This is a genomic window from Xanthobacter sp. SG618 (assembly GCF_012932745.1).
GTDB lineage: Bacteria > Pseudomonadota > Alphaproteobacteria > Rhizobiales > Xanthobacteraceae > Xanthobacter > Xanthobacter flavus.
Window position 1 is genome coordinate 1,137,874 of the sequence record NZ_JABBHL010000001.1, and the last position, 14,141, is coordinate 1,152,014.

10 protein-coding genes, 1 tRNA gene and 1 pseudogene are annotated in these 14,141 nt (G+C 65.4%); all 12 read right to left on the bottom strand.

What is annotated here, in order from left to right; translation table 11 throughout:
* Positions 1–30: 30 nt before the first annotated feature.
* The gene (gene rpoC, locus FHT36_RS05400; RefSeq protein ID WP_169121420.1) at positions 31–4,215 is read right to left on the bottom strand and encodes a DNA-directed RNA polymerase subunit beta'; all 4,185 of its coding nucleotides are present in this window, start codon (positions 4,213–4,215) and stop codon (positions 31–33) included.
* Positions 4,216–4,318: 103 nt separating this feature from the next.
* Positions 4,319–8,395: a DNA-directed RNA polymerase subunit beta gene (gene rpoB / locus FHT36_RS05405; RefSeq protein ID WP_169121421.1), complete on the bottom strand. Its 4,077-nt coding sequence runs from the start codon at positions 8,393–8,395 to the stop codon at positions 4,319–4,321.
* Positions 8,396–8,670: 275 nt separating this feature from the next.
* Positions 8,671–9,045: a 50S ribosomal protein L7/L12 gene (gene rplL, locus FHT36_RS05410; protein ID WP_029557790.1), complete on the bottom strand. Its 375-nt coding sequence runs from the start codon at positions 9,043–9,045 to the stop codon at positions 8,671–8,673.
* A gap of 68 nt (positions 9,046–9,113) precedes the next feature.
* On the bottom strand, positions 9,114–9,632 hold the full coding sequence (gene rplJ / locus FHT36_RS05415; protein ID WP_168456326.1) for a 50S ribosomal protein L10: 519 nt from the start codon (positions 9,630–9,632) through the stop codon (positions 9,114–9,116).
* A gap of 736 nt (positions 9,633–10,368) precedes the next feature.
* Complete coding sequence (gene rplA, locus FHT36_RS05420) at positions 10,369–11,067, bottom strand: 50S ribosomal protein L1 (protein WP_169121422.1); 699 nt, start codon at positions 11,065–11,067, stop codon at positions 10,369–10,371.
* A gap of 5 nt (positions 11,068–11,072) precedes the next feature.
* The gene (rplK, locus tag FHT36_RS05425) at positions 11,073–11,522 is read right to left on the bottom strand and encodes a 50S ribosomal protein L11 (RefSeq protein WP_169121423.1); all 450 of its coding nucleotides are present in this window, start codon (positions 11,520–11,522) and stop codon (positions 11,073–11,075) included.
* A 179-nt stretch (positions 11,523–11,701) separates the two neighbouring features.
* Positions 11,702–12,232, bottom strand: coding sequence for a transcription termination/antitermination protein NusG (nusG, locus tag FHT36_RS05430; protein ID WP_029557789.1), 531 nt, complete (start codon positions 12,230–12,232; stop codon positions 11,702–11,704).
* Positions 12,233–12,246: 14 nt separating this feature from the next.
* Entirely contained in the window at positions 12,247–12,444 is a 198-nt protein-coding gene (gene secE / locus FHT36_RS05435) for a preprotein translocase subunit SecE (RefSeq protein ID WP_169121424.1), read from the bottom strand.
* Between the two features lie 277 nt (positions 12,445–12,721).
* Positions 12,722–12,798 (bottom strand) — tRNA-Trp (locus FHT36_RS05440).
* A 183-nt stretch (positions 12,799–12,981) separates the two neighbouring features.
* A complete protein-coding gene (locus tag FHT36_RS05445; protein ID WP_210257559.1) occupies positions 12,982–13,533 on the bottom strand; it encodes an AAA family ATPase in 552 nt (183 codons plus the stop codon).
* 139 nt (positions 13,534–13,672) lie between these two features.
* Positions 13,673–14,005, bottom strand: coding sequence for a hypothetical protein (locus FHT36_RS05450; RefSeq protein ID WP_348644379.1), 333 nt, complete (start codon positions 14,003–14,005; stop codon positions 13,673–13,675).
* Between the two features lie 44 nt (positions 14,006–14,049).
* Positions 14,050–14,141, bottom strand: a pseudogene (locus FHT36_RS05455) (elongation factor Tu); the annotation flags it as partial.

Consider the following 14,141-nt stretch of genomic DNA (forward strand, 5'->3'; position numbering starts at 1 on the left):
CAATTCATGCGGGGCGTCTGGACGCCGGGATCACTCCGCCGCGTCGGCGGGGCCTTCCACGAGGGGCTGGCCCTCGCCCTGCTCGTCGCGGGTCGCGACGATGAGGTCGTCGCGGTTGGTCGCGATGGTGCGCAGGCGAGACATCTGGGCGCCCGTGCCGGCCGGGATCAGGCGGCCGACGATGACGTTCTCCTTGAGGCCTTCCAGCGGGTCGATCTTTCCGTTGACCGCCGCTTCCGTGAGGACGCGGGTGGTCTCCTGGAAGGAGGCCGCCGAGAAGAAGGAGCGCGTCTGCAGCGACGCCTTGGTGATGCCCAGGAGCACGGGATGGCCGGTGGCGGGCTTCTTGCCCTCCTCCGCGGCCTTCTCGTTCGCCTCGAGGAACTCGAGCCGGTCGACCTGCTCGTTGTCGAGGAAGTCGGTCTCTCCGGAGTCGTCGATCTCCACCTTCTGGAGCATGTTCCGGACAATCACCTCGATGTGCTTGTCGTTGATGTGCACGCCCTGGAGCCGATAGACCTCCTGGATCTCGTTCACGAGGAAGGCCGCAAGCTCTTCCACGCCCTTGATCGCCAGGATGTCGTGCGGCGCCGGGTTGCCGTCGACGATGAAGTCGCCCTTCTCCACCACGTCGCCGTCCTGGAGATGGATGTGCTTGCCCTTCGGGATCAGGTACTCGACCGGATCCCCGCCATCCGTCGGCTCGATGGAGAGCCGGCGCTTGTTCTTGTAGTCACGGCCGAACCGGATGGAACCGGAGATCTCCGCGATGATGGCCGCGTCCTTCGGACGACGCGCCTCGAACAGCTCCGCCACGCGCGGCAGACCGCCCGTGATGTCGCGCGTCTTGGCGCTTTCCAAGGGCACGCGGGCCACCGCGTCGCCGGCCTTGAGGGTCTGGTTGGGGTCCACCGAGATGATGGCCTCCACCGGCAGCGCGTAGCGGGCGTCGCCGCCGCGCGGCAGCTTGATGATCTTGCCGTCCTTGCCCTTGATGAGGATGGCCGGACGCAGCTCCGGCCCACGGCCGGACCGCGAATCCGTCACCACGCGCTTGGCGATGCCGGTCGACTCGTCGACCTGCTCGTTCATCGAGGAGCCTTCCATCAGGTCCTCGAAGGCCACCGTGCCGTCCACCTCGGAGAGGATCGGGCGGGTGTAGGGATCCCACTCGGCGATGCGCTGGCCGCGCTTGATGGTGTCGCCCTCGTCCACCTTGAGGCGGGCGCCGTACTGCACGCGGTTGACCGCTCGCTCGGTGCCGTCATGGTCGACGATGACCACCGCCAGGTTGCGGGCCATCACCACCAGGTCGCCGTCCGAATTCCGCGCAACATTGCGATTGCGGATGCGGACGGTGCCCTCGAAGTTGCTTTCCACGAAGGACGAGTCGGCGAGGGTCGCCGCGCCGCCGATGTGGAAGGTGCGCATGGTGAGCTGGGTGCCCGGCTCGCCGATGGACTGGGCGGCGATGACGCCCACCGCCTCACCCATGTTGACGGGCGTGCCGCGGGCGAGGTCGCGCCCATAGCAGGTGCCGCACACGCCGTTGCGGGTCTCGCAGGTCAGCACCGACCGGATCTTGATTTCCTGGATGCCCGACTTGTTGATCCGCTCGACGTGCGGCTCCTCGATCATCTGGCCCTTGGGCACGATGACGTCGCCGGTCGCCGGCTCCACGATGTCTTCCGCCGCGGTGCGGCCGAGGACGCGCGAGGCGAGCGAGGCCACGATCTGGCCCGCGTCGATGATGGCGCGCATGTGGATTCCCTTCTCCGAGCCGCAATCGCGCTCGGTGATGATGGAATCCTGCGCCACGTCGACGAGACGACGGGTGAGGTAACCCGAGTTCGCCGTCTTCAGAGCGGTGTCGGCAAGGCCCTTACGCGCGCCGTGGGTGGAGTTGAAGTACTCCATCACGGTCAGGCCTTCCTTGAAGTTCGAGATGATCGGGCTCTCGATGATCTCGCCCGACGGCTTGGCCATGAGGCCGCGCATGCCGGCAAGCTGCTTCATCTGAGCGGGCGACCCACGCGCTCCGGAGTGGCTCATCATGTAGATCGAGTTGATCTGCTTCTCGCGGCCGGTCTTCGGGTCCTTCTTGACCGAAGAGATTTCCTTCATCATCTCCTCGGCGACGCGATCGGAGCACTTGCCCCAGGCGTCGACGACCTTGTTGTACTTCTCGCCCTGGGTGATCAGGCCGTCATTGTACTGCTGCTCGTATTCCTTGGTGAGCGCGCGGGTCTCCTCGACGAGCTCCCACTTCTTCTTCGGCACCACCATGTCGTCCTTGCCGAACGAGATGCCGGCGCGGAACGCGTTGTAGAAGCCGAGCGCCATGATGCGGTCGCAGAAGATCACGCTCTCCTTCTGACCGCAGTGCCGGTACACGGCATCGATCATGTTGGAGATTTCCTTCTTCGTCATCAGCTTGTTGACGACGTCGTAGGAGAGCTTGGGATCCTTGGGCAGCAGCTCGCCGATCTTCATGCGACCGGGCGTGGTCTCATAGATCTTGGAATACTGCTTGCCGTCCGGGCCGATGCCGATGTAGCGGCCCTTGATCTTGGTGGCGAGGGTGATCGCCTTGGCGTTCAGCGCGTGGTCGATCTCCGCCATGTTGGCGAACATCATGCCCTCGCCCGGCTCCTTCTCCTTCATGATGGAGAGGTAGTAGAGGCCCAGAACGATGTCCTGCGACGGCACGATGATCGGCTGGCCGTTCGCCGGGTGCAGGATGTTGTTGGTGGACATCATCAGCACGCGCGCTTCCAGCTGGGCTTCCAGCGAGAGCGGGACGTGCACGGCCATCTGGTCGCCGTCGAAGTCGGCGTTGAACGCCGAGCAGACGAGCGGGTGCAGCTGGATGGCCTTGCCCTCGATGAGCACCGGCTCGAACGCCTGGATGCCGAGGCGGTGGAGCGTCGGCGCGCGGTTCAGCATCACCGGGTGCTCGCGGATCACCTCGTCGAGGATGTCCCAAACCTCGGGACGCTCCTTCTCCACCAGCTTCTTCGCCTGCTTGACGGTCGCCGAATGGCCCTTCGCGTCGAGGCGCGAATAGATGAAGGGCTTGAACAGCTCCAGCGCCATCTTCTTCGGCAGGCCGCACTGATGAAGCTTCAGCTCCGGACCCACCACGATGACCGAGCGGCCGGAATAGTCCACGCGCTTGCCGAGCAGGTTCTGGCGGAACCGGCCCTGCTTGCCCTTCAGCATGTCGGCGAGCGACTTCAGCGGACGCTTGTTGGCGCCGGTGATGACACGGCCGCGACGGCCGTTGTCGAACAGCGCATCAACCGCCTCCTGAAGCATGCGCTTCTCGTTGCGGATGATGATGTCCGGCGCGCGCAGCTCGATCAGCCGCTTGAGGCGGTTGTTGCGGTTGATGACGCGGCGGTAGAGGTCGTTGAGGTCCGACGTCGCGAACCGGCCGCCGTCGAGCGGGACGAGCGGGCGAAGATCCGGCGGGATCACCGGCACGTGGGTGAGGATCATCCACTCCGGCTTGTTGCCGGAGAGCTGGAACGCCTCGACGATCTTCAGGCGCTTGGCGAGCTTCTTGGGCTTGAGCTCGGTGGTCGCCTCGGCGATCTCCTGGCGCAGGTCCGCGGCGATCTTCTCGAGGTCCATGGAGCGCAGCAGCTCACGGATGGCCTCGGCGCCGATCATGGCGGTGAAGCTCGACTCGCCATACTCGTCCTGGGCGCGCAGGTAGTCGTCCTCGGAGAGGAGCTGACGGTACTTGAGCTTGGTGATGCCCGGCTCGATGACGACGAAATACTCGAAGTACAGGATGCGCTCGAGGTCCTTGAGCGTCATGTCGAGCAGCAGGCCGATGCGGCTCGGCAGCGACTTCAGGAACCAGATGTGCGCCACCGGGGCGGCGAGCTCGATGTGGCCCATGCGCTCGCGGCGCACGCGCGACAGGGTGACCTCGACGCCGCACTTCTCGCAGATGATGCCCTTGTACTTCATCCGCTTGTACTTGCCGCACAGGCACTCGTAGTCCTTGATGGGACCGAAGATGCGCGCGCAGAACAGGCCGTCACGCTCGGGCTTGAACGTGCGATAGTTGATGGTTTCCGGCTTCTTGATCTCGCCGTAGGACCACGACTTGATCTTCTCCGGGCTCGCGATCGAGATACGGATCTGATTGAAGCTCGGGGCCGGAACGGTCGGATTGAAGACGTTCAGGATTTCCTGATTCATGAGCTGGCTCCCAAACGAAGTGGGCCTTTAACTTGAGGCCCGGCCGGCAGAAGCGCCGGTCGGGCAATCCGCTTTGCGCGGGTGCGACGGGCTCTGGCGCCCGTCAGGTATTCTCGAGATCGACGTTGAGGCCGAGCGAACGCATTTCCTTCACGAGCACGTTGAAGCTCTCGGGAATGCCGCTCTCGAACGTGTCCTCGCCGCGCACGATGGCCTCGTAGACCTTGGTGCGGCCGGCCACGTCGTCCGACTTCACGGTGAGCATCTCCTGCAGCGTGTAGGCGGCGCCGTAGGCTTCGAGAGCCCACACCTCCATTTCGCCGAAGCGCTGGCCGCCGAACTGCGCCTTGCCGCCCAGGGGCTGCTGGGTGACGAGCGAGTAGGGACCGATGGACCGGGCGTGGATCTTGTCGTCGACCAGGTGATGCAGCTTCAGCATGTAGATGTAGCCGACCGTCACCTTACGATCGAACGGCTCGCCGGTGCGTCCGTCGAACAAAGTGGACTGGCCCGAACGGTCGAGACCCGCCCGCTCCAGTTCCTGCTCGATGTCCGCTTCGTGCGCGCCGTCGAAGACCGGCGTCGCCATGGGCACGCCCTTGCGCAGGTTCTCGGCGAGTTCGGGCAGCTCGGAATCCTTGAGCTGATCGATCTCTTCCTTGCCGTAGATGGTCTCCAGCCGATCGCGCACCGGCTTCAGGTCCTGACGCGCATAATAGGCTTCCGCCGCGGCGGCCACCTGCCGGCCAAGGCCCGCGCAGGCCCAGCCGAGATGCGTCTCAAGGATCTGCCCGACGTTCATGCGCGACGGCACGCCCAGCGGGTTCAGCACGATGTCGACGTTGGTGCCGTCCTCAAGGAACGGCATGTCCTCCACGGGCACGATGCGCGAGACCACGCCCTTGTTGCCGTGGCGGCCGGCCATCTTGTCGCCGGGCTGGATCTTGCGCTTCACCGCGACGAAGACCTTGACCATCTTCATCACGCCGGGGGGCAGCTCGTCGCCGCGCTGCAGCTTCTCGACCTTGTCGAGGAAGCGCTGCTCGAGCCGCTTCTTCGAGTCGTCGTACTGGGCGCGGATCGCCTCCAGCTCGGCCATGATGGCGTCGTCGGCGACGGCGAACAGCCACCACTGCGAGCGCGGATACTCACCGAGGATCTCGCGGGTGACGGCGGTTTCCTTCTTGAAGCCCTTCGGCCCCGCGATGGCGACCTTGCCGTCGAGGATCTCGGTCAAGCGGCCGTAGACGTTACGATCAAGGATCGCCTGCTCGTCGTCACGGTCCTTGGCGAGACGCTCGATCTCCTCGCGCTCGATGGCGAGGGCGCGCTCGTCCTTGTCGACGCCGTGGCGGTTGAACACGCGCACCTCGACGATGGTGCCGGTGGTGCCGGGCGGCAGGCGCAGCGAGGTGTCGCGCACGTCCGCGGCCTTCTCACCGAAGATGGCGCGGAGGAGCTTCTCTTCCGGCGTCATCGGGCTCTCGCCCTTCGGCGTGATCTTGCCGACAAGGATGTCGCCCGCACGAACCTCGGCGCCGATATAGACGATGCCGGCCTCGTCGAGATTCTTCAGCGCCTCTTCCGAGACGTTGGGAATGTCGCGGGTGATTTCCTCAGGCCCGAGCTTGGTGTCGCGGGCCATGCACTCGAATTCCTCGATGTGGATCGAGGTGAACACGTCTTCCTTGACGATGTTCTCCGAGAGGAGGATCGAGTCCTCGAAGTTGTAGCCGTTCCACGGCATGAAGGCGACGAGCACGTTGCGGCCGAGCGCGAGCTCGCCCAGCTCCGTGGACGGGCCGTCGGCGATGATGTCGCCGCGCTTCACCTGGTCGCCCACGCGCACCAGCGGACGCTGGTTGATGCAGGTGGACTGGTTGGAGCGCTGGAACTTCATCAGCCGGTAGATGTCGACGCCCGACTTGGACGGGTCGGCCTCTTCCGTGGCCCGGATGACGATACGGGTGGCGTCCACCTGATCGATCACGCCGGTGCGGCGGGCGGCGATGGCGGCGCCGGAGTCACGGGCGACCACGGCCTCCATGCCGGTGCCGACGAGCGGCGCCTGCGAGCGCACCAGCGGAACCGCCTGGCGCTGCATGTTGGAGCCCATGAGCGCGCGGTTGGCGTCGTCGTTCTCAAGGAACGGGATGAGCGCCGCGGCCACCGAAACGAGCTGCTTCGGCGACACGTCCATGAAGTCCACGCGGTCGGGGCTCACGAGCAGTACGTCGCCCGCATGGCGGCAGACGATGAGGTCTTCCTCGAAGCGGCCGTCCTTGTCGAGCGGGATGTTGGCCTGCGCGACGTAGTACTTCCCCTCCTCCATGGCGGAGAGATAGACCACCTCGTCGGTGACCTTGCTATCCACCACACGGCGGTAGGGCGCTTCGATGAAGCCGTACTTGTTCACGCGGGCGAAGGTCGCCAGCGAGTTGATGAGACCGATGTTCGGGCCTTCCGGCGTCTCGATCGGGCAGATGCGGCCGTAATGGGTCGGGTGCACGTCGCGCACCTCGAAGCCGGCGCGCTCGCGGGTCAGACCGCCCGGGCCAAGCGCCGAGAGACGCCGCTTGTGCGTGATCTCGGAGAGCGGGTTGGTCTGGTCCATGAACTGCGAGAGCTGCGAGGAGCCGAAGAACTCGCGCACCGCAGCCGCCACCGGCTTCGCGTTGATCAGGTCCTGCGGCATCACGGTGTCGATGTCGACGGACGACATGCGCTCCTTGATGGCGCGCTCCATGCGCAGCAGGCCGACGCGGTACTGGTTCTCCATGAGCTCGCCGACCGAGCGGACGCGGCGGTTGCCCAGGTGGTCGATGTCGTCGATCTCGCCCTTGCCGTCACGCAGCTCCACCAGCGTCTTGATGACGGATAGGATGTCGTCGCGGCGCAGCACCCGCACGGTGTCGGGGCAGTCGAGGTCGAGGCGCATGTTCATCTTCACGCGGCCGACCGCGGAGAGGTCGTAGCGCTCGGGATCGAAGAACAGCGAGTGGAACATGGCCTGCGCCGAATCGAGCGTCGGCGGCTCGCCCGGGCGCATCACGCGGTAGATGTCGAAGAGCGCGTCCTCGCGGGTCACGTTCTTGTCGGCCGCCAGCGTGTTGCGGATGTAGGCGCCGGTGTTGACGTGGTCGATGTCGAGGATCGGAATCTCGTTGTAGCCGGCTTCCTCGAGCAGCTTCAGCGTCTTCTCGGTGATCTCGTCGCCAGCCTCGGCGTGGATCTCGCCGGACGCGATGTCCACGAGGTCCTCGGCGATGTACTGGCCGACCATCTCCTCGTCGGAGATCTTGAGGAACTTCAGGCCCTTCTCGGCCAGCTGCCGGGCGGCGCGCACGGTGAGCTTCTTGCCCGCCTCAAGCACGACCTCGCCGGTGTCGGCGTCCACCAGATCGGACACCGCCTTGTAGCCCTTCATCCGCTTGGGATCGAACGGCATGCGCCAGCCGCCCTTGGCCCGCTCGTAGGGGATCTTCTCGTAGAAGGTCGAGAGGATCTCCTCGCTGTCGAGGCCGAGCGCATAGAGCAGGCTGGTGACGGGAATCTTGCGGCGCCGGTCGATGCGCGCATAGACGATGTCCTTGGCGTCGAACTCGATGTCGAGCCAGGACCCGCGATAGGGAATGATGCGCGCCGCGAACAGGAGCTTGCCCGAAGAGTGGGTCTTGCCCTTGTCGTGGTCGAAGAAGACGCCCGGCGAACGGTGCATCTGGGAGACGATGACGCGCTCGGTGCCGTTGACGATGAACGTGCCGTTCATGGTCATCAGCGGGATGTCGCCGGTATAGACGTCCTGCTCCTTGATGTCCTTGACGGACTTGGCGCCGGTATCCGGGTCCACATCGAACACGATGAGGCGGAGCGTCACCTTGAGCGGGGCAGCGAACGTCATGCCGCGCTGGCGGCACTCGTCCACGTCATACTTCGGGGGCTCGAACTCGTAGCGGACGAACTCCAGCATGGCCGCGCCGGAGAAGTCGGAGATGGGGAATACCGACTTGAACACCGCCTGCAGGCCGTCGTCGTCGCGTCCGCCCTTGGGTTCCTCGATCTGGAGAAACTGGTCGTAGGACGCCTTCTGAACCTCGATGAGGTTCGGCATCTCGGCCACTTCCTTGATCTTGCCGAAGAACTTGCGGATCCGCTTACGACCGGTGAACGTTTGCGCCATCTCGATCCTCGTCCGTCCTGGTCTCTCGGGCCGGCCCCTGTCCTCCTGTTCGGAGGCGGGCTCGCCGCGCCGGCACCGGAACCTCTGTCAGCCATCGTGCCTTCAAGGGTTGGGGGCGAAACGCCATCCCCTTTCAGCACCATGACGGCTCTCCCGGCAGCCCCCGAACCTTGTCCGGATCGGCTGCCGGGAGAACCGTCGCTCTCCGTGTCCGGCCTTGCGGCCGGCTATGGAACGGGTCCCGGCACAAGGCCGGGACCCGAAATGTCAAAGGCTCACTTGAGCTCGACCTTGGCGCCAGCCTTCTCGAGCTGAGCCTTGAGCTTCTCGGCCTCGTCCTTGGCCACGCCTTCCTTGACGGGCTTCGGAGCGCCTTCCACGAGGTCCTTGGCTTCCTTGAGGCCAAGGCCGGTGATGGCGCGGACTTCCTTGATGACTTCGATCTTCTTGTCGCCGGCGGCGGCAAGCATCACGGTGAACTCGGTCTGCTCTTCCACCGCGGCGGCGGCAGCGCCGGCCGGGGCAGCGGCCACGGCCACGGCGGCGGCGGCGGAAACGCCCCACTTCTCCTCGAGGAGCTTCGCCAGCTCGGCGGCCTCGAGCACGGTGAGGGAGGACAGCTCGTCGACGAGCTTGGTCAGGTCAGCCATGGGATATTCCTTAAGATAGGTTCGGATTTTGGAATTGCGAGATCAGGCCGCCAACGGCGGCCGCGGCCTCACGCTGCTTCGTCCTGCTTGGCATAGGCCCCGAACACGCGGGCGAGCTTGGCCGCCGGTGCCGTGGTGAGCTGCGCGATCTTGGTCGCCGGGGCCTGAATGAGGCCGACGAGCTTGGCACGCAGTTCGTCCAGGGACGGGAGTGTGGCAAGCGCCTTCACACCGTCCACGTTAAGGGCCGTCTTGCCCATCGCGCCGCCGAGGATAACGAACTTGTCGTTGGCCTTGGCGAACTCGACGGCAACCTTCGGCGCCGCAACCGGATCGCTGGAATAGGCGATCACGGTGGGTCCCTTCAGCAGGGACGCCACATGGGCGACGTCGGAGCCTTCCAGAGCGATTTTGGCGAGGCGGTTCTTGGCCACCTTCACGGTCGCACCCTCGGCCTTCATCTGTCGACGGAGTTTCGACATCTGGGCCACGGTGAGGCCGGAATAGTGGGCGACCACGACGACGGAAGTGGTCTTGAACACTTCCGTGAGCGTCGTGACGAGCTCTTGTTTTTCCGCTCGATCCACGTCTGGCTCTCTTTAAGCCTTGGCGGCACCCTCCACCTCCCGAAGGAGGCATCCGGTCCCGCCGGTTGCGCCTTGCCGCGTCCTGCGGCCAACCTGTCTGACGACATGAAGGCCGCGTTCCGCGACGCTCACATGCCCTGTCCCCTATTGCCCGGGCACGGAAAACCGTGTCGCGAAGCGCAAGGCGCTGGTTCCGAACCGATCTTCATCTCCGCCGACTCAACGCCGGTCGGAGGGCAAATTCCGGTCTTCCCCGTCTATGCTGGCTCCCCATTAACCGCCCGTTAGGGCGGATGTCGGGAATTAAGCCTTGATCCTCGGCCCGATTGAGCGAACATCCCTTGCGGGGCGCATCTCCATCAGGCCTCCATCGAGGCACCGGCAGTCTCGGACAGGACTTTGCCTGCTGGTTCGCCCGAAAAGCTCCAAGGAGCCACCCGAACGCCTGACAGACGACAAGGCCGGGCGGGCGAACCCTCCCAGCCCTTCCACCCGGTCAAGGGCGAAAGCCACAATACCTGATCCGGGCGGCACGCCACCCGGAAACAGCCCATATAAAGGCTGGCGACATCCTTGTCACGCCCCGATCGCCGGTCTTGCGCACTTTTTGCATACGGCAACCGCCCGCCTGCCATGCGCCGGCGGAAGGGCCGCGCCGACCTCGCCGAAACGTGACCTCCAAACGAAAAGGCCGGACCCACCGGCCCGGCCTTTCCAGAAGCTTGATCTTTGCCGATCAGGCGGTGAGCACGCTGGACGGCTCCACCTTGATGCCCGGGCCCATGGTGGAGGAAACCGCCACGCGCTGCAGGTAGGTGCCCTTGGCGCCGGCCGGCTTGGCCTTCACCACCGCGTCCACGAAGGCGCGGATGTTCTCGGCCAGCTTGTCGGCCGGGAACGAGGCCTTGCCAATGCCGCCGTGGATGATGCCGGCCTTCTCGACGCGGAACTCCACCGCGCCGCCCTTGGCGGCGGCGACGGCGCCCTTCACGTCCATGGTCACGGTGCCGACCTTCGGGTTCGGCATCAGGCCGCGCGGGCCGAGCACCTTGCCGAGACGGCCGACGAGCGGCATCAGGTCCGGGGTCGCGATGCAGCGATCGAAATCGATGGTGCCGCCCTGGATGGTCTCGAGGAGATCCTCGGCGCCCACGATGTCGGCGCCCGCCGCCTTGGCCTCATCGGCCTTGGCGCCACGGGCGAACACCGCCACGCGAACGGTACGGCCCGAGCCGTTGGGCAGGTTGCACACGCCGCGGACCATCTGGTCGGCATGGCGGGGGTCGACGCCGAGGTTCAGCGCGACCTCGATGGTCTCGTCGAACTTGGCGGTGGTGCGCTCCTTGAGGAGCTTCAGGGCGTCATCCAGACCGTAAAGCTTGTTGCGGTCGATGCCCTCGTTGACGGCGCGGATGCGCTTGCCTTCCTTCGCCATGGCGCTCACCCCTGAACCTGCAGGCCCATGGAACGGGCCGAACCTTCGATCATCTGGACGGCGGCCTCGACGGTGTCGCAGTTCAGATCCTTCATCTTCTTCTCGGCGATCTCCGCGAGCTGGGCGCGCGTGACCTTGCCGACGAAGGTGCCCTTGCCGGGCGTCTTCGAGCCCGAGCCGGGCTTCTTCTTCGTCTCAAGGCCGGCGGCCTTCTTGAGGAAGTAGGAGACCGGGGGGGTCTTCAGCTCGAAGGTGAAGGAGCGGTCCTGGTAGGCGGTGATGACCACCGGGATCGGCATGCCCTTTTCCATCTGGGCGGTCTGGGCGTTGAACGCCTTGCAGAACTCCATGATGTTCAGACCGCGCTGACCGAGCGCGGGACCAATCGGCGGGGCCGGATTGGCGCTGCCGGCGGGCACCTGCAGCTTGACGTAACCCGTAATTTTCTTCGCCATTTCAACAACTCCCAGAATGCGCCGCCGTCCGGTGAGGGATCTGCGGGCGGGATTGCGTGGTGCGGGTCAAAAGGGCGCTTGGCGAGACGCCCCCTCCCCTCCCACGCCGGTGCACCACCCTTCGACAGCGCACCAGACTTCGGACCATCGCCCCACGAGGGAGCGATAGGCCGTTCCGGTCAGACCTTCTCGACCTGACCGAATTCGAGTTCCACCGGCGTCGCGCGGCCGAAGATGGACACCGCCACCTTCAGGCGCGAGCGGCTGTCGTCGACCTCTTCCACGATGCCGTTGAAGGACGCGAACGGGCCGTCCGACACCTTCACCGTCTCGCCGACCTCGTAGGAGATCGACGGCTTCGGACGCTCGATGCCCTCCTGCACCTGCTGCAGGATGCGCATGGCCTCCGATTCGGAGATCGGCATGGGCTTGTTGTCGGCGCCCAGGAAGCCGGTGACCTTCGGCGTGTTCTTGATGAGATGGAAGGCCTCGTCGGTGAGGTCCATCTTCACCAGCACGTAGCCGGGGAAGAACTTCCGCTCGGTGTCCACCTTCCGGCCGCGGCGCACCTCGACCACCTTCTCGGTGGGAACGAGGATCTGCTCGAACAGATCGGTCAGGCCACGCTGGTCAGCCTGCTCGCGGATCGAGTCGGCCACCTTCTTCTCGAAGTTGGAATAAGCGTGAACGATGTACCAGCGCTTCGCCATGTGGGCCTCCCGCCTCAGTGCCCGAGGGTCAGCAGCGTGGAGACGCCGAACCGGATGATCTGGTCGGAGACGAGGAAGAAGATGGACGCCAGGAAGACCATCACGAACACCATGGCGGTGGTGATCAGCGTCTCGCGGCGGGTGGGCCAGGTGACCTTGGCCGTTTCCGCACGGACCTGCTGATAGAACTCCATCGGGCTGTTCTTCGCCATGGCGTCTCGCCGTCCGTTCCTGTTGCCGCCCGTTCCCGCGCCGCCGGTTGCCACGCACCGGAACCTTCCGATGACGCGAATGCGGCACACGCCGCGTAAATCCTCTTCCCGCCGGCTTCGGCTCTCGCGAGACGTTGCTGCGGGCTTGCCTTCGGCGGGGCCGGACCTCGCCTCATATGGGCCGTCCGAAACGCGCCTACAAGCCGTGCCATTCCGGCGTCGTCGTCTCGCCTGACCTGCCATCCCGCATCAGCCCGGATCGTGGGCGTCCCGAAGATGGCAGGAGTGGAGGGACTCGAACCCCCAACCCCCGGTTTTGGAGACCGGTGCTCTAACCAGTTGAGCTACACTCCTAAGGCCTGCGCCCCAAAGCTCGGCAGAATCAGCTTTTCAGCGATCAGCCTGCCTCGAGGGTAGACTCCGCCGCGCCGGGAAGTGACCCAGCGCATCGGCCGGCTGTGTTTAGTGGGATGCCGCGCGGCTGTAAAGGGGCTCGGGGCGCTCCGCTACCCTCTCCACCGCTAATGCTGTTCACCGCTATGGCGCCGGGAGGCGCTCCAGCACAAATGCCACTCGTCCCGCGACATCGGTCCGCGGCAGCTCCACCATATCGTAGCCAAGGTTGCGATACGTATCGACCATGACAGCATGGGTCCGCACGGATTCGTTCCAGTCCTGCCGGCGCTCGGCGTCGTTGGCATAAATCTCCCGCCATGGCGGCGCGACGAAGACGACGCGGTCATATCTGAACGCCGCGCAAGCGCGGGAGATATGCTCGGGTATGGGGAGGCCACACAGGGTGAGGTATCCCGCAACGTCGGGAATGCCGCGGTCGAAGAAGACCGGGCCATCCCGTTCGGCCTGCTCCTCGTGGGAGCGCATGTCCCAGGTGAGCATGGCCTCAGCAAATGCCATGCGATCTCGCCATGGTAGGGCGGGACCATCAATGGCCACCTGCTGGCGGATGACCGCCCGGCCGGCCTCCGGTGCAATGGGATACCCGGCGGCTTCAAGGGCACCGAGCACTGTGCTCTTGCCCGAACCCGGACCGCCGGTGAGCACGATGAATCGCGAGGAGCCGCGCGCCATAGCCGCCTGCCTCTTCATTTTCGGGGAGAATGTCGTGGAAGTTTGCGGGCGGACTGCGTCTTGTCGCGTCTCACCCGAACTCCAGCCAGATTGGCCTGCACTGGCAAGACACGCAAGCCCGGGGGACGCACCCGGCAGCTCAGCGCGGCGCGGCCGCAGGTGGCGGAACCGGCGGAAGCTTCCTGGTGGCACAGGCGCGGTTCTCCCCGGTGCCGGGCGCATTCTCGAAGACGCAGCGCTGGGTCGGCGGCTCGCCGCAAATCTTCGACAGGTCCGCAAAGCCAACGCAGCGGCCGTCCGGTCCGCGATAGCCGGGACCGCCCTTGCAGCCGCAGCCTCGGCACGGCGGGCGCTCGGGGCAAGCCTCCTTGGCCTGCAGGAACGCAGCAGGCAGCAGCAGGACGGCGAGGCAGGCGGCAAAAATCCAACGGCGCATGGCGATACAAACGAAAAAGGCGGCGCCCGAAGGCACCGCCCTATTCCGTCACGCGCTGGACACGAGGTCCAGCACCATGATCACTCGATGATGGCGGCGACGACGCCGGCGCCGACGGTGCGGCCGCCTTCACGGATGGCGAAGCGCAGCTTCTCCTCCATGGCGATCGGAA